This is a genomic window from Bacteroides difficilis, from assembly GCF_048319815.1.
Taxonomy (GTDB): domain Bacteria; phylum Bacteroidota; class Bacteroidia; order Bacteroidales; family Bacteroidaceae; genus Bacteroides; species Bacteroides zhangwenhongii.
Window position 1 is genome coordinate 5,169,808 of record NZ_CP182814.1, and the last position, 23,508, is coordinate 5,193,315.

A 23,508-nucleotide genomic window follows, 5' to 3' on the forward strand; every position below is an offset into this window, starting at 1 on the left:
AAACATAAGAAAGTTATGAAACTAATGAAATACACTACCGTTTGCTCTGTTGCTTTACTCCTTTTTGCTGCGTGCAAGGAAGACGAAGGGCCGAGCATTGACGATCACTTCTTGAATTATGAGATTCCGGAAATACCTGTCACCGAAGACTATCAGGTAGGAATTTTCTACAACAGAGGAAACGATATTACCGGTATTCCAAATGGTGATCCTAATTTTACCCGTTGGGAGATCCTGACGCTGACAGACGAGGAACTCAGTGCAAAGAGTTATTATAATAATCTGACTCCCCAAGTAATGCCCGAATCACAAAAGGAAGGTTTCCTACAGCCGGATGCAGGTAGCCAAAGTTTCCGTATGATTCCCATGATCCAACAGCACGTGGATGACTGTATCGAAGCGGGAGCCGATTTTATGATACTTCCCGAAGTAGGTGTAGACCTCAACCAAGGTCCTGGCACAAGACTTAGTAGAGGTGATTCCTTGTTCGTTACCATGATGTTGGGACGTTCAGGAAGAGGAGGCAATAAGTTACCTATGCCACACATGGGACAGCCGGGCAGAGATTTTGTAGATTTAAAAACGATGAAAATCGTAGCCGGTATCAATTGGAACGCTATCGTTGATCTGCCTCCCAAACTCTCTTCAAGCAGTTGTATAGAAAATGTTGCCGGAAAAACGTACAATGGTGTGGAATATACTCGCCAGCAATTGCTCAACAATTTCTTTAGTGAAATCGGTAAATGTTTCTTTTCCGACGAAAGTTACTATAAGGTAGGAGGTACACGTCCAATGGTTTATATCAAGAACAAGACAGGTGAAATCTACGCGCAAAACTCCAAAGCAATGTATGACGGCATCCGCCAGGCTGTAAAAGAGGCCACCGGATACGACATTTACATTGTAGTGGAAAGTGCTGACGTATGGTGTAACCAAATGCGTTATCAGTACTTCTATATGCAAGGAGAGGTAGACGCAGTAGCCAGTCGTAATATGTACGACCAAAGTGAAGTGAGCCGTTCTTATATGTATCCGCAAATGATAGACCAGAACTGGAAATACAACCGTGAAACCGCATTGCCTAGCTTTGGTAATGGAAGCATGGAATTCATTCCTACCATAGGTCCGGCATGGAATAAGCTTGTCCAGGACGGTCGCGGTTCCATCGGTAATTCTCCGATTGTGACAAAAGATCCTGCTACTTACCGTACAATATGTAATGTTGCAAAAATGAACGCCGGACGTAACCGACTGATTTTTATCGACTCTTACAACAAATATAACTTCAATTCATTCATTGAGCCTACAGTAGAAGGATATGGAAACGGATATGGAAAAACTTATCTGGAAATTACCCGTCAACAATTCAAGAAGAATTAAGTAAATGTCAACTCTTTAATAATTAAAATAAATATGAGAAATAAGTATTTTAAATATATATGTCTGCTAAGTTTGGGAGCTTTCTGCTACTCATGTTCGGATGATAATACGGAAAATGCCGGCGGAGGTTCAGGAGAAGGCGAGCAGGGAATCGAACAGGAAATCGTTCGTTCTTACAAATTGGGTACATTGGCAGGATTTGAAGGCGACTTGCGAACAAAAATGGATATCCCTTTCACTCAAAGTACTGTCATGTACAATCGCTCTTTATTCTATCGTTACATAGCTTCTGCCTATTCCGACCAAATAGCTCCGGAACCACCTATAACCCCAGAAGCTGAAGAACCGAAAAAGCAGGTTTATCCTTCTCCAATCACCGAAGCAGATTGGTGGGATAATTTTGTGGAAGAAATCGCTTATAGCGGTCAGGACTACGTTGCCATGAACTGTCGTGGTGAAGCAAGTGGTGTAGACCACGGGCGTCCCACCCTACTCCCTAAAATGATAGAAGCCATTAAACGTAAAGGTCTGGAGAATAAATTCAAAATCGCCATCTTTGATGATACGCCGGCTTCATGGTCGGCAGCACGCAACTCTCATCTAGGATACGGTTACGACAGTAAACCTTTTAAAAATGGCACACGAGTAGAAGGTTCACATTATCCGTTATTATTCCTCGATCCGGAAAAAGAAGACCAGAAAGGGCCAGGTAATGAGTTTCGTAAGGAAATCTATTACTACATCTGGGATACCAACCTGAAGCCGGCATTTGAAAATATGCCACGTGACTATTGGTTTGAGATAAACGGACGTCCGGTCATTTTTTTCTGGAATCCTAACGGTTTCTTACAAGATAGCTATCTTGGTGAGTTAATGACCAAATACCCCAATAAATATGTCAGCACTACCGGTCTTGATTATACCAAAGCGGACGCATACAATGGCAAGCTGAGTTATATTCTGAAGTGTATCAGTGATGACTTTAACGCAGAATTCGGCGTACGCCCTTTCCTTATCGTTCAACGCGAATGGACAGACCGTGATTACTCATTGGTAGATTGTCCCTATCTGGATGGTATTCACAACTGGTTTGCCGTTCCTACTATGGATATGTCAGAAGACGTATATAACGAAAATTTAATCTACAATACCTATATCCCTTCTTACAATTTCAAGGGTTTTAAAGTAGGCAGTGGATGTCCGGGATTCGTTCAAGGTGAACGTAGTCGTCCAAATTATCAGTTTATTGATGCTAATCATGGTAAATTCGCCACTAAAATGTTCGAGTCCTTCCTCAACATGAAACCGGACTTAGTATTTCTTGAGGGATTTACCGATGTAGCCGAAAATGCGGCTTGGTGGCGCAGTAAGGACAGAACCTACTATGACTACCCGAACCAACGCATCAACTTGCTCCGCAAATACGGCAATCATCCTTTCCCCATGGAACAGAGATTGGAAGCGGAAGCCTGTGACTTCTGTTACGAAGGAACTGTTTCCGGAAATAAGATTGAGACATCATTAACGGAGCAAGAGATGACAAATGCCCCCGAACAATTTGTAGTAAAACGTTGTGAGGACAGCAAATACAGCGGTGGATGGCATACTGACCTTACAGCAGAAGACTTGAACACGTTAAAATGGAAAGAATTGCCTTTCAGAAGCGGACAGAATACAATTCGGTTCCGTTACTCCAGCAATACCGTAGCTACTGTATCTTGTCTGATCGGTGATACAATGGCAAAAAGCATAAGCCTTCCTGCCACAGGAGGAACTTGGGAAGAAGCCGAGGTAGCTATTTATTCCCGTGACACACGCGGCTATGCAGACCTCAATCTGATAGTATCCGAGGGTGAGATCAGCTTGAATTATGTGGAAATCATTGCAGAGAAATAAAGAAAAGTAAAATAATTATTAAACTAAAAATTTACCTATGATGAACAAAAGATTATTAAACAACGTCCTCTATGGAGCATTGTTGTTTTCATTAGGAACAGGAGTCGTTTCCTGTAAGGACTATGACGACGATATTGAAGGCTTGAACAACCGTATCACAACGGTTGAATCTGATATGGAAAGATTCAAGGAAAAGATTGAAGCTGCTTTGAATGCCAATCTGACAGTACAAAGTTGGTATCCCAGCGAGGACCAGTCACAGTACACAATCGTATTGAGCAACGGCGACGAACTATATGTACAAGCTTCGAACAAAGCAACCCCTTTCTATCAATTTAAAATAGAAGATGGTACATGGAGATACAGTAGCGATAAGGGAGCAGGTTGGAACAAAGTGCTGGAATCAGGTACTGAAAAAGAAATTCCCGGCACAGAAAAAGATCAATTGTACTATGACAAGAGCAATGGATATATCTACATCCAGAAAACCGAATCATTGGTACAGACCAGTATCACAGTAAACAAGGAAACACCTATTCTTGCCGAGAACAAGGAAAACAAGACACTTTCTATCTATATTTACGGAGAGAATTATATTCTTCCTATACAAGGTGGTGGTTTTAGTGGCATTAGTTCTATTCTTTTCCAGAAACAATTCGTTTTTGAGGAAGATGAATACCTGGAAGCTGCCAGCTATACAAATACAAAAGGCGAAGTAGTGACAGCCCATACCGCAACCGCTAAGTTTAAAATTCTGCCTAAAGATATAGACTTATCTGAAGCGACTTTTGCCTGTGCGGATATACACGAGTTAAAGCTGACACGTGCGGCTGCTCCTCAATTGTTGGTAGAAGCTCTTAACAATGGTAAATTGGACGAAAACGGTATTCTGACCGTAGAGCTCACTCCGCAAGATATGCCGGCAGAGTATTATGGAGCCGTGTTGGAGATCACATTGGATAAGACAACGACCAGTTCTAATTATTTTGTTGTGAAGCCGACTTCATACAACGCATCTGAAGGTCAGTTTGCTTACCGCGAAACCCGTGAATTTTACCAAAGTTCAGAATCTCTCAAATTCATCAGTACCGAAAGTCTCGATCTTTCTAAAGCCATAGGATGGGGATTTGGAGAATCCGGAGAAGTGAAATTTGTCGATGAACTAGGTTTCGGAGATTTGACCGTAAAAGTAGAATATGAATTGGTTGATAATCCCAACAACACTTTTGCTGTGACTGAAAAAGGCATATTAACAGCTACCGGTGCCAACAAAACAGGAAAACTGAAAGTAACATATATCGTAGCCGAAGAAGAATTTTCTAAAGAAATTCTAGTTTATTCTCAAGATGAAAGCACTGCTAAAAGCGGTATTGAATTATCCGGAGCAACAGAAATGTTAAGCGACATTGAGACTCTTTATCAAGGAACGAAAGTCATCGAAGTTAGCAACAGCCAGACTAGTCTGGAAAGTTTAGGAGTCACCACATCCAAAGCATGGAAACTAGGTGCTAAACAACCCGATGAGACTTGGAAAGTTATCGAAATGACAACTTCTCTCTCTGACATTTCAAAAGAACGTTCATTAGCTAATGGAGAAGTCTGTCTCTATTACGATGCAACTGACAAGAAAAGCTATTTATTGGTAGGTCCACAAACAAAAAATATAGAAAACGCTAACTTGTTCGCTATGAATGAAGAAGCAACGGATAAAGAGAATTTCGACCACAATGGCAAGCAAATAGGAGTTTATGTTGGTAATGTAAAAGCAAGTTATGTGATAGAGAATCCGACTAAGAAACCGGAATTAGAAGTGATGATTTATGCTAAAGGCGGTATAGATAAGAAGCCCGAAGAACTACCCAAAGGAGATCTCTATTATGGTAGCCACTTTGCTATTCCCGGTATATACGACACAGAAAAAGGCTATAACTTCACAGATATTGATTTCCGTAGTTTATACAACTTCAAACCTACAGATGCAGAATTTGTATTTACTATGAATGAAAATGACCAGAATCAGTATGTAAAAGAGAAATGGGATGGCAGTTTTGCTTGGCATGCTGAAAATGGCACATTAACAGTAAAGAACGACAATGAGTTATACAAATACAACTTATTGAACAAGAAGCCTTCAGAACTTGGCGGTGACAAAGATAAAGTCGGCATTCAGTTCTCATGGAAATTTAATGCAGGAGAAGGAGAAGTACAATCTGACGGTAAAGAACGGTGGTTCATCAAAGACCCGACTTTCAATCCGGGCGATAATATCACTTATTTGAACTATGACAAAAATCCAAATGCCACAGGCGTGATAAGCACAGGATATAGTATCAAAGTAAAAGATCTGACTAACGGAGCACACTCTCAATTGAAGGAACTTGTAGCAGGAGAAGAATATGATTTAGGAAAAGCCTTCGGGAATATAGCTTTTTGGAGAAACGGTTGTGCATGGGATGTTTATGGCGGTCCTAATAAGCTCACCGGAGCAAAACTTCCCGCATTGGTAAAATATAGCGATGAGTTGGGAAGATTAGCAATAACTGATTATTGCAAGACATATTTTGGTAAAAGAAGGGCTGAACTCAAATTAAATACAGAAGGCGATTGTGGTTCTTATTTCACTGTAACAGATCCAGATAACTTTAAAATTAAAGTAACTGCACCCAAGGACGGTGGAAATGTTCAATTCAAAGTTGTCTTCAACACCGACTATTCAACTCAAAACATTATATTCTTTGTAGAGAACTAATACCCCCTGTTCAATATCTTCAAAAAATAGATTCTAGTAAAAGAGTCTTTAAAAAAGCCCTACCGTAAAGCAATAAGCCTAAAAGCTTCTATTTACGGTAGGGCTTCTCATTGATTCTTATCTAAAATCTCTTATTGTATAAGACTTTTCAGTGCGGAGATTAAAGACTTTCAGTGCGAAAAACTAGGTACTTTTATGTAGCCGGGAAGTAGTCCCCTTATAACGTGACCATTGTCACCTTGTAAAGGGATAAATGGCACTTTATAGCGTGACGAATGTCACCTTATAAGACAACCACTCCTTTTCAAAAGGAGTAAAAACTATAAAGATACGAAATCTATCTATGAAAAGCAAGAGCAGGTATAATTAATCAGATATTAAACGATATTTCATCCTAATATTTACTATCTCCTCCTATTTTCAAGATACCCTTCCTTTTTATCACATGATAACGAAAACTACTTTAAAATGACGAACACTACAAAATTGTAGTGTTCTCCAAACGAATATCACTGGATGAAGCCCCTACCATAAAAGTAAACGAACCTTGCGGCACAACAAAACAGGTCTGTTTTTCATCCCAATACCGAAGTTGCTCTTTATCAACCGTAATCTCCACTTTCCTACTTTCTCCTGCCTTCAAAGCAACCCGTTGGAAACCTTTCAACTGTTTGATAGCTTGCGTACCACCTGCAACTTCCGGCAATTTAACATAAACTTGCGCCACTTCATCGCCAGCCCGCCTACCTGTATTTTTCAACGTGAATGATACATTCACCGTTTTTCCCGCATCAGTTACTTCCAGATTACTATATTTAAAAGTCGTATAACTAAGTCCGTAACCAAACGGATAGAGCACGTCTTTCTTAAAATACTGATAAGTACGTCCTTTGGTTATATCATAATCATCAAAGGGTGGAAGTTCCTCCAAAGACTTGTAATAAGTCAGCGGTAAACGACCCGCCGGATTATAGTCTCCAAACAAAACCTCTGCAACAGCTGTTCCTCCCTGTTCACCGGGATACCATGCGTTCACTATGGCCGGCAAGTGCTCATTTTCCCAGTTAACGGCCAAAGAACTTCCCGCTACCAAAACTAAAATGATGTTCGGATTCACCTGATAAATCTCCCGTAGGAATTCACGCTGATCTGCCGGAAGTTCAATGCCATAACGGTCTTGCCCTTCGCGTTCAATCGATTTATTGATTCCCATTACGGCAACAACAGTCTCACATTCACGAACGGCCTTTCCTGCTTCTCCATACAAATCAAGCCGGGTAGCCTTTCCTATTTGCGGCACTTTCCATTGTAACTTCGCAATGGCATAATCCCGGTTATCATAATATTCCGCCTGTAGCTGATAGTCTTTTCCCGCCTCCAGATAGATAGATGCAGAGTCGGTAGATACGGAATGCCCATTCCAAGCGTCAATCAACATCTCATTATTAATACGTAAACGGCAACCGTCGTCCGAAGTAAAGCTAAAAGTATAATGCCCGGAAATGGTAGGTCTCAACTTTCCTGTCCAACGAATGGAAAGAGGAGATTTAGGAAGGAACGGATCGGGTGCCTGATTGGCTGGTTCAAAATTGATCCAACCTTCCTTGCGCTCTTTGGGCGTACCTTCCAAACGGGTATTATCAAAATATTCCGCTTTCAGTCCTTCCGGGAAATTCTCTCCTTGAATAAGTTCCAAACCGTCGACAGCCGATTTCCAAGGAGCATAAACTACCTTTACCTTATCGCCTACCCTGTTCTTGATACCTTGCAGAATAGAAACCGGTTCCACTACCGGAGCCCCACTATAATCACCAAACTCACATTTACCGGCATTAATCCCCACAACAGCTATTGATTTCAGCTTCTTTACATTAAGCGGAAGCATATTTTTCTGATTCTTCAATAAGACAATACATTCGCGGGCAGCATTCAAAGCTACCGTCTGATGTTCCTTCGAACCTATTACCGATGGAGAAATCTTAGCATACGGATTCCGTTCCACACCATCAAAAAGTCCCAGTTTCATACGAGCTGTCAGCACATGATAGGCAGCCGAGTCAATATCCGCTTCCGAAACCATATACTGTTTGTAAGCATTCAACAGATATTCATCATACACATCATCTCCACATTCCAGATCCAATCCGGCTTTAATGGATAGCGTGGCAGCCGCTTCTTTGGTTTTCACATACTTATGCGCATTGACCAACAAAGAAGGTCCTCCGCAATCGGATACCACATATCCCTGAAATCCCCAATCCCGACGCAGCACCTTCTGCAAAAGCCAGGAATTCAGCGTACAAGGCACATTATTCAGCGCATTATAAGCAGTCATGATGGAAGCGGCTTTTCCTTCCTTCACACACATTTCAAAAGCAGGGAAATAATATTCGCGCAGTTGCTTTTCCGAGATTTGCGGATTACAGACAAAGCGATTGTGTTCCTCATTATTGGCAGCAAAATGCTTGGGAGTAGAAACAATCTTTAAATAATGCGGATTATCTCCTTGCAATCCTTTCACAAAAGCCGTTCCCATCACCCCGCTTAAGAAAGGATCTTCTCCATACGTTTCCGGCGTGCGTCCCCAACGAGGGTCACGAGCCATATTCACGGTAGGTGACCAAAAAGTCAGCACATCACTGAATTGTTCTTTTTGATTCTTCCCCTGATCGAGTTCATTCCAACGAGCGCGCGCCTCATCCGAAATCACAGTAGCTACCCGCTTTTGTAATTCGGGATTCCATGTAGCTGCCAGTCCGATAGCTTGTGGAAATACCGTAAAACGTCCCGGGCGGACAACTCCGTGCAATGCTTCATTACCATGATAATATTTATCAATGCCCAGACGGGGAATACCGGGAGAAGTGGCACGAAGCAGGCTTATTTTCTCTTCCACCGTCAAACGTGAAATCAAATCCATCACTCGTTCATGCACAGGAGCATTTTCATTCTTATACAATTCCTGTGCGTATGAAAAAAGGCAAGGTGCTCCACACAGAACACCCGCCAATATAAACTTTCTTATTTCTTTTATACTCATTTTTCTATCTTGTACTCTTTAGTAGATCGGAGCTGTTTTCATTAAAAGCTTCAATTGAGAAATAATACTCCGAATCCCGATTAAAATAACGAGCCTCATACTGATTATCAAAAACCATCACTGCATGAGTCAGCTTATCTTCTTGAGTTCCCCAGCGTAATACATAGCCCGTAGCCCCTCTTTGAACATCCCAAGTAAAACGGTAGATCCGCTTGTCTTGCTGATCCCGAACAGCTCGGAATCCTGTCACTTTAGAAGGAGCAATTCCTTGCCCCATACCAAATACACGGAAACCGGATAAAGAGAAACTGCCATCCATGTTCTTTGCATTACTGATCCGCAGATATCTGACTTTTACAGATTTATCTAATGTGAACAAACGATGAGGCTCATCCTTACTGTTATCTCTTTCATCAACAAGGTTCACCCACTCTTTTCCATCCGTCGACCCCTCAATAACGAACTGATAGACTACTGGAGGATGCGGTGCAAAAACCTTAAAATTATGATCGGCAAAATTCACGTGTATAGCATTCACGGACAACGGAGTTTCCAAATCGACCTGTAACCACTCTCCTTTTTTTCCGGTTTGAGCAGCCCACCACGTTTCTATTTGTTCGTCATTTACCTTATCCGGCTCATATCCTGCAAGGGATGAAGATGCAAGAACAGGTTTCCGATATGAGAGTAGATTCCAGCCTATACTGAGATTATTCCTACTAAAATCAACTCTGCGGTCCGGAATATAAAATGGATAATCTCCCCAAACCGTATGAGCGTACATACCTTTGCGGGGAGAAATTACAACGGGGAAAAGCCCTAGCCTCCGTTCAAACCAATGGCGGACAGAAATAGTCATAGACGCCACATGCCAATAATTTCCATATTTGTCGCGGAAAGTATGCCCATGCCCGGCTCCACCAATGAAACCTCCCGGTTTAAAGGAAAACGGATTATCCTCCATATATTCAAATGGCCCCAAAGGACTGTCGCCGACATAGATTCCATCACCATAAATTCGATACTGAGTACCCGGAGCTGCATATTGCAAATAATAACGTCCCTCATGTTTCAGCATGCAAGGACCTTCATTCCATCCCTGACGCGGCTCTTCATTATTCTTTCCCGGAACTTCCCAACCATATTTATCACCATGATGTTCGATCAATGCCTTAGCTTCCCCAATAGCCTTGAAGCCATCCTGCGGATCTACCTCCACTCCCATTATGGGATCTTTGTCCGAACATCCCCAATACATATATACTCTTCCATCATCGTCTTTATAAAACGCCGGATCATGCAATCGGTAAGTCAACTTCGTATCTACCGGTTCCCATGTATCTTTTTCCGGATGAGCGTTTTTGAATATTTGAGTTTTCCCACTAGAGGTAGTGAAGTACAATGTATCTCCTATCGGAAGAATCGTAGGAGCATAATCTTCCAATGTGGGAATAGTTGTACAAGGAATATACTCCCAGTCCGCCAGATTGTCGGAACGCCAATATCCTCCGGACTTGGAGGCAAACAGATAATAATAACCTTTGAAGTATTCCAATACCGGATCAGCGGCTTCACGACGAGACTCGTCTTTCGGTTGAAATCGATAATTCAGATTGATCGGGTTAGCAACAATCCGGTGAGCGGCTATTTGCTTTTGTGATTGGCAGGAAGTGACACTTCCTGCCAACAACATACCAATTATTATAGAGGTGGTTCCTTTCATTGTGTTTTCCTAAATTGATACCTCTATAAAGCAACCATTTTATATTTGGTAGTGAAAGCAACAGGCTGCTTATTATCTTTGCTCAGCTTGAAAGGAATCAACTTTTCTTCTCCCGGCCCGAGTTCATAGTGAATGGCATCTCCCATCTTCTTACCGTCAACAAACATTTCCACCTTACCGGTATCCATCAAAGTACCGCCATTCTTCACACTCACCCATACAGTCTTTTGGTCTTTCAACAGATTCTCTTCCACTTTCGATACAGAGAGAGCAAAATCAGCTCCGAACTCATGCGTATAATTGAGTATTCCGGATACCCCTCTCTTCTTATCACTGTAACCTACACTATGCTTAATTTCATTGTTTGCCTTATAATCAGGGCTCATACCACCAACACAAATCTTGAACTCCCCTTTTTCAACTACTCTATCCATACGGTCATTAAGCAATGACAAATCATACGGTGTCAGTTCAAAAGAGACAGTCTTTGACTCTCCGGGATTCAAGTGAATACGGGTAAAGTCCTTCAGTTCCATGATACGTGTTTTTACACTGGCATACATATCCGTAACATACAATTGGGCAACTTCGTCACCGGCACGGTTTCCTATATTCTTCACGGTAGCCTCAACCGTCACATTTCCATTCGGTTTTTCCTGTACTTTCAATCCCGAATATTCAAACGAAGTATAGCTTAATCCGTATCCGAAACGATAAAGAGGATAATATTCCATATCTACATATTCATAACGACGTCCCGAAGTTTTGAAGTTATAGTATAAAGGAAGCTGCCCTACATGACGTGGGAAAGTCATCGGCAAACGACCACCCGGATTATAATCACCAAACAAAACATCTGCCGTAGCCGGTCCGCCTTCTTGTCCAGGCAACCAGTTTACCAGAATAGCTTTACACATTTCCGAAGCCTTCAAAAGATCATAGGGACGACCGGCCTGAAGAATCAAAATTACAGGTTTTCCGGTTGCACAAACCGCTTCCAACAATTCCTGTTGCTTACCCGGCAAGACCAAAGTGGCTAAATCATTGTTTTCACCACATGTTTTACGCACATCCTTAGTAGCCTCGCTCGTCGAGCAGTCTCCCAGCACCATAATTACAACATCCGCTTGAGAAGCGGTTTTCACAGCTTTAGGAATATCTGTTACACCCGTTTCAGTAAAGTCACACCCCTTTTCATAAAGCACTTTAGTCTGTTTGCTTACAGCCGCCTTAATACCGGTCAATACAGATTTCAACTGTCCCGGTTGAAGTTTCGGAGTGTAATCACCCGGTTGAAGATCATCTGCTCCGGGACCCAGAACTGCAATCGTACGAAGTTCCTTTGATAAAGGTAGAAGGTTGTCTTTATTTTCCAACATCACGATCGACTCGCAGGCTGCCCGACGTGCCATAGCTTTATGACTGTCCGAGTTCCATCCCGGATAGATTTTCTTCCAATCGAGAGGCTTGCAAGGATTCTTCTCAAAAAGCTCATTCCGGAACATGGTAGCCAACATTGTACGGCATACATTATCCAGGTTTTCCATATTGATACGTCCATCCTTTGCAGCTTGAATCACTTCTTTATTATTGTAAGTGTCACCGCAGTTGGTTGCTATTCCGGCAGCCAACGCCTGATTGGCAGCCTCGATCTTATCCTTTGCCGTATAATGCTTACGGGAAGTCAGGTTACCTACAGCACCACAATCACTGACAATAAAACCATTGAATCCCCATTCCTGACGTAAAATCTGCTGCAACAATTCTGTGCTTTTTGCAATTGGAATTCCCATATAGTCGGAATAAGCCATCATCAACGACTGACAGTCATAATTACGAATCACATGACGGAACGGTACTAAATGTATTTCACGCATCTCACGCTCGGACAAACCTATATCGTGCGAATCACGCCCGCCTAAAGGCGCTCCATGCCCACCGAAATGCTTGGGAGTAGTAAACAATCCTTTAGATTGATATCCTTTAATCCATGCACCTCCCATTTGAGAGACCAATACCGGGTCTTCTCCGAACGTTTCTTCACAACGTCCCCAACGTGCATCCTGAGCTACATCCAACACCGGTGACCATGCTTGTTTGGTATTGGCTATCACCGTCTCATCTCCAATAGCCATTGCTACTTCTTCCGTCAGTTGCCTGTTCCAGGTAGCTCCCATTGCCAGAGCCTGGGGGAAAATGGTAGCCCCACTGCCATAAGAGAATCCATGTACTGCCTCCACTTTTGTAATAGGCGGTACATACAAATGAGGAATACCGGGAATTCCCCATCCCTCACGGATAAGTTCCATCTTATCTGCCGGAGTCATTACAGCCAACAAACTTTCTACCCGTTCATCTACGGGGAGTGATGCATCCATATAGGGACGGTCGGTCACTTTCCCTTTGCTGTCTGTCAGCACTTTTTCCGTGAGATATACGGTAATTTCCTTCAATGAAAAAGGTTTATCCGCTTTTCCGGGTTTAAAATTCAACTTGACGTGAGCGCCATATTTAGGAGTAAACTTGACTTTCATTGATTTATCGCTCCCACTCACCTGATAGTCCACCGGATCTCCCAGATTCATCGGATCATAGGTGACATAAATATCCAATAATCCTTTCAGATCATTCTTATTGATTCCCTGCATCTGGAGGTCCAGTTCACAAACATCCCCCGGTTGCTGGATAGTGAACATTAACCATTGTTCGGCTTTCAACGCCTGAGACGGCAACGTCCACATCGTTTTCACATTTTTATCAACAGCCAATGCAGCTCTTTCCGCATTCACAGAAGCCGATACTGACATAATATCGCTCTGTTGTTGCGCCATCACCGCAGAACATGATAATAATCCTATTGCCAACATCCATTTCATTTTGTTTCTCATGTTATGCTTTTTTCAAATATAATTAAATAATTATTTATCTATCGTATAAGTATCTCCTGTAAGTTTCAAAGCAGTTTCTACAGTTTTTAAAGGAGCAGTTAGCGTAGCCACAGGTGAACAGCCGCCAACTTGTATCTTTACTGTGCCAGGCAGAACTTTACGAATGCCGTTTTCATCGACGCAGGACAAATCTTCAGAAGATAAAGAGAAAGTTATTTGTTTTGCTTCACCAGCCTTCAAATATATCCGTTTAAAACCTTTTAAGGTCGTCACCGGAACCAGTATTTTTTTATCCGGATGGGATACATAAAGCTGGACAACTTCTTCCCCATCCATCTTTCCTGTATTTTTCACTGTAACTGTTACCGGAATTTCTTTATCAGTAGTATTGCAAGCCGTAGGCATTTTCAAAGAAGAATACCTAAAATCGGTATAACTCAATCCGTAGCCGAAAGGATAAAGTGCTTTTCCCTTAAAATAACGGTATGTCCGTCCTTGCATATCATAGGATTCGAAATCCGGCAAATCGCTGTCTTTGGCATAGAAAGTTACCGGAAGCTTTCCGGAAGGATTATAATCTCCAAACAGAACATCTGCAATCGCTTCTCCACCATATTGACCTCCATACCAAGCATTCAAGATTGCCGGAACGTGCTTTGCTTCCCAAGGAATGGCAAGTGCACTTCCCGTCATCATCACGAATACAGTCGGAATACGCCCTGCCACCAATGCTTTCATCAGTTGTGTCTGGACTGCCGGCAAAGCAATGGAAGTACGGTCACCGCCATCAAATCCGTCTTTATTGACCGACATTTCCTCACCTTCCAATCTCGGACTGATACCGCCTACGAAAATAACCGCATCAGCACCTTTCGCCTGATTAACATATCGCTTCAGTTCATCTTCCGATAGGGTATTTATGTAATCAATACCACTCACATATACAACTTCCGCCACTCCTTTCAGACGTTCACGGATAGCCTGCAAAGGAGTTAACATACGGGAAGGATGACCATTATAATTTCCCAACAGAGCGTCTTTGCAATCAGCGTTCGGCCCCATCACTACCACCTTCTTCAATTTATTTTTCTGAAGGGGCAGCAATCGGTCATTCTTGAGAAGTACCATTGATTCACGCGCCAATTGCTTCGCTAAATCCTGATGTTTTTTACATTCCAATATAGATATGGGAATATGGGCATAATCCACCTGTTCTGCGGGATCGAATAAACCCAAACGAAAACGTATCGTAAACAAACGCTTCACAGAGACATCCAATTGTTTTTCCGTAATGATTCCGTCTTTTACAGCTTTTACTAAAGCCAGATATGCACTTTGACCGCAATCCAAATCAGTCCCATGAAATACTGCATCGGCTGCTGCTGTAGCCGCATCCGGATGTGCCTTATGATGATTGAATATGTCATCGATAGCGCCACAATCAGAAGTAACATAACCTTTGAAGTTCCACTTATCACGCAAGATAGACTGCATTAACAAATCATTTCCACAACAAGGCTGTCCCTTAAAAGCATTATACGCACACATGACACCGGATACATTTGCATCGACTACCAATGTGCGGAAAGCCGGCAGATAAGTATCCCACAAATCATAAGTACTTACATCGGAATTGAAGTTATGCCTATTCTTTTCCGGACCGCTATGCACAGCATAATGTTTAGCACAAGCCGAAGCTTTCAGATAACGGGGATCATCTCCTTGGAGCCCAAGAACAAAGGCTTTTCCTATTTTAGATGTCAGATAGGGATCTTCACCATACGTTTCCTGACCACGTCCCCAACGAGGATCACGAAAGATATTTATATTGGGGGTCCAATACGTCAAAGCATGATATTGACTGTAATCCCCTCTCTTTTGTGCATCATTATAAATAGCACGTCCTTCATCTGCTATAGAAGAAGCGACTTCTTTCATTAACACATCATTCCATGAAGCTGCCATTCCTATTGCCTGCGGAAATACTGTGACATGATATTTAGTACGTCCAACACCATGCAAACATTCATTCCACCAGTTATAGGCAGGAATTCCCAAACGTTTGATCGCCGGAGCATTGTTCAACATCTGTCTCACCTTTTCTTCCAGAGTCAAACGGGAAACTAAATCATCAACACGTTGTTCTATGGAAAGTTGAGGATTACGGAACGGATACTTTTTCTGTACCGTTATCGGCGTACTTTTCGTCTGTTTTACGAGCTTAATCGTCCCGTCAGGATTGTGATATAATTTATCTACACAAATGGAACGGAGCCAATCATGATTGGAGAGCGTACTATTATGATAAAAGGCATACCACTGTCCTTTAAACTCTACGATAGAACCATGATTCGTATAGCTGTCAGTCGGTTCCATATAGATTCCTTTTGATTCCCAAGGTCCCAAAGGAGAATCACTGACGGCATAACGCATTCGGTTATCCCCTTTGACTCCATCATTCCAACTTTCATCATGATTGTCGGAATAAGACAGATAATATTTACCATTATACTTATGTATCCAAGTCGCCTCGTGAAAATCTTCCAAACCTTCCATTACCTGCATAGGTCCGTCCAATTCCATCATGTTATCTTTCAGTTTCCCCCCTTTACAAAGACCGCCACCTCCATTATAGATATAGGCTTGTCCATCGTCGTCCACAAAAACACAAGGATCGATCAACGGGTCCATTCCTTTTATATAACCTTTTACCTTAAACCCTTCGGCAGGCTTACGGCTCGTAGCCACTCCGATTTTCCAGCTATCATTCCAATCCGTTCCACTAGGATGAGGAAAATAAAAATAATAGGTTCCATTCTTATATGCACAATCCGGTGCCCACATAAAACCTCCTTCCTTGCGTCCCCAAGACACTTGGGCTGAATTCAAGATCTCACCATGATCTGTCCAATGTACCATATCGTCGGTAGAGAAAACATGATAACGGTCCATTAAATCACATCCGTGGGGCGGAGCAATATCATGCGAAGCATATACATACAACCTGCCATCTTTCCAAACGTGTGCGGAAGGATCTGCCGTATACATATGGCGGATAAAAGGATTAGGCGCCGAAGGATTCAAACTAGTATCGAAAGCCATCGCCTTTTCCTTACGTAAGATTTTACCAGCTTCACCGACCAGCTTCAAGTAATGATCACTTTCCACTTCCTCTTCAACAGGAATAAATATACTTTCCCCTACCGGAACTTTTTTTGCACATTTAAAGATCGCTGTGCCTTCATCCACTTCATCAAACATTGCTACGTAAATCATTTCGGCTCCTGCACGAATAGCTCCCATCAGCTGTTTCCAAAGGAAAGAACCTTTGTTGCGGGGAATGAATGAATTGTGATCTTGACCTTTCATATTGCCCCACGAGAAACCCGGAAATACCAATGGAGCATAATCCACTTGATTCTTCTTTGCCCATTGGATATCCGCCTCTACCAATTTTTGAAATTTTGGATAAGTGTTTTCATTATAACGTCCTACGAACCAAGGCATCACGATATCGCATTTTCTGATAAGCTGATGAAGGTGGGGATCTGATTCTGTATCTCCTTTCAGTTCGCGCCATTGGGTAGGCACTCCAAGCATTACACTGAATCCTTGCAATTTTAAACCGTCAATAATACGCTCCGCCTCTTTCAGCCCATAACGTCGGTTATCATTAAATCCAACTCCCCATACGGTAACCAACGGTTTCCCATTATGATATAGATAAGACGGATTCTTGACATGATCTTTTATAGAATATTGACGTGCGATTTCTGCAATATCTTTTAATAACAACCCTTCTTCTCCCGGCTTCATACCACTCAAGTCATACATCACACAGATAGCCCGTTCGTATTTATTTGCTGCCTTCATTGCCGAATTGAGGACTTTATTGAAATGTTTCAATCCGCTTTCATTCCGAATTTCGGAAACAAAGCGTTGCATAAATACTCCATCCAACCCATATTGGTTCATCCACTTAAAATGAAGTTCGACTGTAGATTCGTCATAAGAAGAAAAGACTGATGCTGGTTTGCCATCCTCAAAAGTAAACTCTGTCTTATAGAGTTTTTTATATTCCGACACTTCCGGCCAGAAATCAATTGAACAGGAACCGGGACGAAAACCCTTCGGACCATTATAATGATGCCAGCCGCGACCAGAGCCGTCATCAGGGGTATTGAACCACCCCTGATAACCGGCCATCACTAACCCCTTATAAGAGTTATATTGCCTGCCTCCACCTTTGGCTGTTATACCTACTGAAAACAATAAACAAAAAACCAACCAACTAAATCTTTTTACCATATTCCTTTGTTTTTCATGTTATATTAAAAGTTCTCCAATACTATTTTTCAGCAAAGTAAAGGAGCGCCCCTTAATAAATCCCACTAAAAGGAATTAATAAAGACTTAAAATCGAATTAATCGGGAAAAAAAGTAGAAAAATAATGAGACAAAGCCTGTGCACATACGTATCCCTCTTCATAAAATTCCGTCAGTTTGCGCACATTCTTTTCAATACGGTCTACCACCACAGGCTTCAATGGACGGATAACGATAATCTTTCCTTCGTCTTCCATACGCTCCACCATTTCCAATTGTTCATTATAAACAGCACAACGACGGCTCAACGCTTCACGTAACTTCGGATAGTTCCGATAAACAAATGCCGGAATGCGAATATCCTTCGAATCTTTCCGATAACCCCTGTTACGGGTAAGCACAACGACATTGTGTGTGTAACCATCCGCAATAGCCCGTTGCAGGGGAATGGAATCTACAATTCCTCCGTCGAGCATCGGTATACCGTCTACATAGGCAATAGGGCAAACAAAAGGCAGACTGCTGGAAGCACGAACGATATCGATCACTCGCTTTTTATCTTTCTTCTCTTCAAAGTAATTGGGCTCTCCCGTCACGCAATTCGTAGTCACCATCACAAAACGATCGGATGAAGCAAAATAAGTTTCATAATCGTAAGGAAGGATATGCTCGGGGAACTCATTGAAAAGTAAATCGAAATCGAGAATGTTACGCTTCTTGAGTAAATACTTCAAACCGATATAGTTGTATTTCTCCAACAGGTCAATATTGCTGTATTTGGCACGTCCCCGTTGACGGGAAGCATACGACAACCCATTACACGCTCCTGCCGATACTCCTATCGTATAAGGAAAACGAATATTGTGATCCATCAGATAGTCGAGTACACCACAAGTAAACACACCGCGCATACCTCCGCCTTCCAATACCAATCCTATAGATTCATCTACTTTCAAATCTTTCATATCCTTACTCCCATTCTCGTTTTCACACTCTATGTTGCATAAACAAGCCTTTGTCTTTTATTGCATATTTATGACAAATTCAAACAAAAAGGCTGATTGTTGGGCAAAAATAGCAAATATTTAAACAGATACTTGTTTTTTCGGTTCAATATATGTAACTTTAGGCTAGCTTAATTGTTTAAGGAGGAAAAATTAAAAAAGTCCTGCCCGCAGGCAAGCACCATGAGAATACAGTTTGAGATTAAAGAAAATTTACCGGAAATCATCGAAGAAATCATGAATTCCGAAAGATGGCAAACTTCCGTGAAGGAAGAACTTAGCGGTCGGACGACCGTTGTGATCCGTGACCAGGCGTATGGTTCAGAAGCCACTATTGAGATTTATGCTACGTCCATTGAAATCAAAACCGCATGGTCAAAGTACTCCTATCGCATATTCGTAACCAATGACATCGTATGGTGCGAATATAACGGAGCCTATCGTGGACTATTGGAACAAGTACTTCTACCGACTATTACCCCCAAAGAGAGTTTGCTCAATTCCGATGTGACCGAAAGTTCGCTTTATGGAAACGAGCCTAAGAAACTTAGAGAATACGCAGAAGACAATCTGAAATTAAAACAATTCCGCCGGGACAACTTCAACGAACAGAAAAACGGAACTGCACCGTTCGACCATCCGAAACGTGTCTACGATGAATTCATTAAAGAAGATTACATAGTAACATCCAAGGATAAGGAAAAGAAAGAATAACACGCATCTAATGATGCATCTAACTATACCGCTTTGTTGTTAGAACAAAGCGGTATTTTCGTACCCCAATATACTAATATTCATTCTTTTTTTATACATATTAATTCAAACGGATGGTTATCAAAAGAGGAATCCTTATATTTGTAGCCAAAACAAATTTAATATTAATGTCATAAGAATGAAAAAGAGTATCCTTATCGCTGCTTTGGGCTTATTCAGCCTAAGCATGACGGCACAAGACACAAAACCCGAAGAGGGCTTCGTTTTCACGACAGTGAAAGAAAATCCGATTACTTCCATTAAGAACCAGAACCGTTCGAGCACCTGCTGGAGTTTCTCTACTCTTGGATTCGTAGAGTCCGAATTACTCCGGCTAGGAAAAGGTGAATATGACCTTTCTGAAATGTTCGTAGTACACAAAACGATGGAAGATCGTGGAGTGAATTATGTACGCTATCATGGCGACAGTTCTTTTTCACCGGGTGGAAGTTTCTATGATGTGATGTATTGTATTAAGAATTACGGTATCGTTCCGCAAGAAGTAATGCCGGGTATCATGTATGGTGATACTCTACCGGTGCACAATGAACTGGACGCAGTTGCCGAAGGATACATTAATGCAATAGCCAAAGGCAAGTTAAGCAAATTGACTCCGGTTTGGAAAAACGGTCTGACAGCTATTTATGATACATATTTGGGAGAATGTCCTGAGAAGTTCACTTACAAAGGAAAAGAATATACGCCGAAAAGTTTCGCCGAATCACTTGGTCTGAACTGCGATGACTATATATCACTGACTTCTTATACTCATCATCCGTTCTATACTCAATTTGCCGTAGAAGTTCAGGATAATTGGCGTAACGGTCTGTCATACAACCTGCCAATCGATGAACTGATGGCTGTAATGGACAATGCCGTAAAGAAAGGATATACTTTTGCATGGGGTAGTGATGTCAGTGAACAAGGGTTCAGCCGCAATGGTACCGCCGTTATGCCGGACATCATCAAAGGAGCTGAACTTTCCGGTTCGGACATGGCCCGTTGGACAGGTATGACTCCTGCCGACAAACGCAGAGAATTGAGTAGCAAACCATCACCGGAAATGGAAATTACTCAAGAAATGCGTCAGGCTGCTTTTGATAACTGGGAAACAACAGATGATCACGGAATGCAAATCTATGGAATCGCCAAAGATCAGACAGGGAAAGAATATTTCATGGTAAAGAATTCTTGGGGAAAAGCCGGCAAATATAACGGTATCTGGTATGCCTCCAAAGCCTTTGTTGCTTATAAGACTATGAATATTCTAGTACACAAGGATGCACTTCCTAAGGAAATTGCCAAGAAACTGGGTATCAAATAAGTCTGCCTGAAAATAGTATTAAAAAGCATAACTGACTAATATAGAGAACGGTATCCCTACATCAAATGTACAGGAATACCGTTCTTTTATTTCATAATTACTTCTCTCTATATTCCTGTGGAGTCATCCCTACATGCTTCCGAAAATATTTATTGAAGAAAGACAAATTGCTAAAGCCTAACGAGAATGCTATTTCTTTCACCGGTAAACGGGTAGACTTTAATTGTGCCTTAGCATTCATTATTATCATACCTGTAATAATCACCAACGGACTATGCCCACTTGCCTTTCGAATTGTACTGGAGAAATGTGCCGGTGTCACTCCGCATTTATCAGCATAGAAAGCGACTTCATGCTCTTTTGTATAATTCGCCATTAATATTTGAACAAATTGCCGATATAATTCATGTTCACGTTTGAGAGGTTCATTCACTACTGTTTGTTGTCGACTATACAACTCTTTCACTCCTTGAAAAAAGATAGTAAGAATAGAACGAAGGATTTCTTTATTTTCCAATGTATTAGGCAAAGAATAAGCCCTGATTAATAAGCTATAAGCATTACGATACAAAGTTGCAATCTCTTCCGGTAAAGGAACGACCGGAGTATTCAGTATGTTTGGCAATAAGCTCAACAACGAATCGACATAATTCACTGAAGCGACAAACTCAGAAGAAAATCCGGCAAAGCAAACACGGGTATCCGAAGATACTTCATGTATTTGGATAAATGAATTAGGAAGAAGAGTGATAAAGTCATTTCGACGAATGACTACCTCCAACAAATTTATGGTGGCACGAACAGTTCCCTCCGTACAAAGTATAAAAAGCCCGGCTTTTATCTGACAGGGAAACCGACTATACATATTTAATATATCACCAGTAATACTATCATCCGCTATAAAATCAATAGGAAGATCAAATTTAGGAAGATTACCATCTATTATCATAACCAAAAAAATTAAGTTGCCCAAAGATAGTTTTTCTTTTGAGACCTTTGTTATAGCACATTAAGAATAGAACAACATATCTAATAAATGGAACATCTATTTAATATTTCATTAGATTCTACGAATTAAAATAGCAAATATAGAACATTGAATCCCAAATATGGAGCTTGATAGCGAATAAACATTAAACGACCTTTGCAGAGTTTTAATTAATATTCTAATAAAAACTAAAAGAGAATGAAAACTTCTAAGAAACTATTTTATGTCGCCTGTATGGCTTTACTCTTGGCTTCTTGCGAGAAAACCTACAACGACAAACTCTTTTGGCCGGGAGAAATCAGCCAGGAATATGGTTCGTATATCAAGCCATACACTTTAGACCTAACCTACAGTGGAGAGAAATTGGCTGGAAAAACAGTCAACTTTAAAACGGAAGACAGTGAGACAGGAACACTGACATTAAACGATGTAATTCCGGGAGAAAACACCACTCCAATCAATGATGTGCAATTGAATGAAAGTGGAGAAAAAGATGCTTATACATTCAATGGGACAAGCGTTACGAAAACAGGGGCTGAAGTTAAATATAGCGGTAGAATTACACCGAAAGCTATGCAATTGTCACTTGAGGTGACGATGGCTCATTACGGTTCCGTTGCGAATACATACGTATTCCCCCCATATTCACACACTTACGAAGGTTCCACAGTACGTAATAGTGGTGCCAGCTATGTCCGAATGACTGCGACAGAAGGTTCAGGAGGAGCCTTTCTCGTTCCATTTATCCAAGCAATTGCGACTAATCTTTTAGATGCGTTATTACCACATATTTTGTCAGATATAACCCTCGAAAAGAATGGTATAACAACAGCTCAATATACTACTAGTCCCATTAATATGGATGAAATAATGGATATTGTCAATAGCGAAATGAGCGATGCAGATTTTCAGAGTATCATTAACAATCGTACCTACACGCTTTCTCCTAAAGGACTCATTTTTTGGAATCAAATAAACAATACCAACCTAGTGATGCAACTAAACCTCCCGCAAATCCTCTCACTCATAACACAAAACAGTGAACAGAACATTGATTCACAACTAATAGCCGGAGTGAGTGAAGCCCTTTTAAAATCCGATCCTATCAGACTGAAAGCGGCATTAAGTACCGTTAATCAGATTCTTAACAATAAGATCATTAGCTATATTTTACAAGTAGACGATACCACATTTACTACCATATTTTCTTGGTTAAAAAGTGGAATACCAGTAGAAATGAACCAAGAAAATGGACATACATATCTCTATGTTAATAAAAATACAATAATTCCTATTTTCAGTGCTATAGCCCCTATTATAACCGAAAACTTAGGAATGGATATTAGTGGATTATTAGGAATGATCGATACAATGGATATTGGATTAGACCTAACTACACAAAAATAAATACTTCAATCTCAAAAATCAAGAAAACAAA

12 protein-coding genes are annotated in these 23,508 nt (G+C 41.3%); 6 read left to right on the forward strand and 6 right to left on the reverse strand.

Translation table 11 applies throughout. The annotated features are described in order from the left end of the window. Nucleotides 1-15: 15 nt before the first annotated feature. From ACNOGP_RS20365 to ACNOGP_RS20375, 3 genes are read left to right on the forward strand one after another with little or no spacing between them, the layout of a single operon-like run. Complete coding sequence (locus tag ACNOGP_RS20365; protein ID WP_287666368.1) at nt 16-1,380, forward strand: hypothetical protein; 1,365 nt, start codon at nt 16-18, stop codon at nt 1,378-1,380. Between the two features lie 33 nt (nt 1,381-1,413). Then, nucleotides 1,414-3,276, forward strand: a complete 1,863-nt coding sequence (locus tag ACNOGP_RS20370; RefSeq protein WP_186967052.1) for a DUF5010 domain-containing protein — start codon at nt 1,414-1,416, stop codon at nt 3,274-3,276. Nucleotides 3,277-3,313: 37 nt separating this feature from the next. After that, nucleotides 3,314-6,025 carry a hypothetical protein gene (locus ACNOGP_RS20375; protein WP_418213576.1) on the forward strand — a complete coding sequence of 904 codons (2,712 nt, stop codon included), beginning with the start codon at nt 3,314-3,316 and terminating at the stop codon, nt 6,023-6,025. 478 nt (nt 6,026-6,503) lie between these two features. Here ACNOGP_RS20375 and ACNOGP_RS20380 read toward each other — a convergent pair whose 3' ends face one another. From ACNOGP_RS20380 to ACNOGP_RS20400, 5 genes are all read right to left on the reverse strand, one after another. Beyond that, nucleotides 6,504-9,065, reverse strand: coding sequence for a glycoside hydrolase family 3 C-terminal domain-containing protein (locus ACNOGP_RS20380; protein WP_418213577.1), 2,562 nt, complete (start codon nt 9,063-9,065; stop codon nt 6,504-6,506). Nucleotides 9,066-9,069: 4 nt separating this feature from the next. Beyond that, nucleotides 9,070-10,788, reverse strand: a complete 1,719-nt coding sequence (locus tag ACNOGP_RS20385; protein ID WP_418213578.1) for a family 43 glycosylhydrolase — start codon at nt 10,786-10,788, stop codon at nt 9,070-9,072. A gap of 23 nt (nt 10,789-10,811) precedes the next feature. Beyond that, entirely contained in the window at nt 10,812-13,676 is a 2,865-nt protein-coding gene (locus tag ACNOGP_RS20390; RefSeq protein ID WP_418213579.1) for a glycoside hydrolase family 3 C-terminal domain-containing protein, read from the reverse strand. A gap of 30 nt (nt 13,677-13,706) precedes the next feature. Continuing rightward, nucleotides 13,707-17,984, reverse strand: coding sequence for a glycoside hydrolase family 3 C-terminal domain-containing protein (locus ACNOGP_RS20395; RefSeq protein WP_418213580.1), 4,278 nt, complete (start codon nt 17,982-17,984; stop codon nt 13,707-13,709). Nucleotides 17,985-18,099: 115 nt separating this feature from the next. Beyond that, nucleotides 18,100-18,966, reverse strand: a complete 867-nt coding sequence (locus ACNOGP_RS20400; RefSeq protein WP_418213581.1) for a patatin-like phospholipase family protein — start codon at nt 18,964-18,966, stop codon at nt 18,100-18,102. 222 nt (nt 18,967-19,188) lie between these two features. Between ACNOGP_RS20400 and ACNOGP_RS20405 the strand changes: the two genes are divergently transcribed. Continuing rightward, on the forward strand, nt 19,189-19,719 hold the full coding sequence (locus ACNOGP_RS20405) for a hypothetical protein (RefSeq protein WP_186967058.1): 531 nt from the start codon (nt 19,189-19,191) through the stop codon (nt 19,717-19,719). Nucleotides 19,720-19,897: 178 nt separating this feature from the next. Then, nucleotides 19,898-21,082, forward strand: coding sequence for an aminopeptidase C (locus ACNOGP_RS20410; RefSeq protein ID WP_186967059.1), 1,185 nt, complete (start codon nt 19,898-19,900; stop codon nt 21,080-21,082). Between the two features lie 97 nt (nt 21,083-21,179). Here ACNOGP_RS20410 and ACNOGP_RS20415 read toward each other — a convergent pair whose 3' ends face one another. Next, the gene (locus ACNOGP_RS20415; protein WP_418213582.1) at nt 21,180-22,031 is read right to left on the reverse strand and encodes a helix-turn-helix domain-containing protein; all 852 of its coding nucleotides are present in this window, start codon (nt 22,029-22,031) and stop codon (nt 21,180-21,182) included. Between the two features lie 237 nt (nt 22,032-22,268). Between ACNOGP_RS20415 and ACNOGP_RS20420 the strand changes: the two genes are divergently transcribed. Continuing rightward, on the forward strand, nt 22,269-23,477 hold the full coding sequence (locus ACNOGP_RS20420) for a DUF4925 domain-containing protein (protein ID WP_186967060.1): 1,209 nt from the start codon (nt 22,269-22,271) through the stop codon (nt 23,475-23,477). The last annotated feature ends 31 nt before the right edge of the window (nt 23,478-23,508 follow it).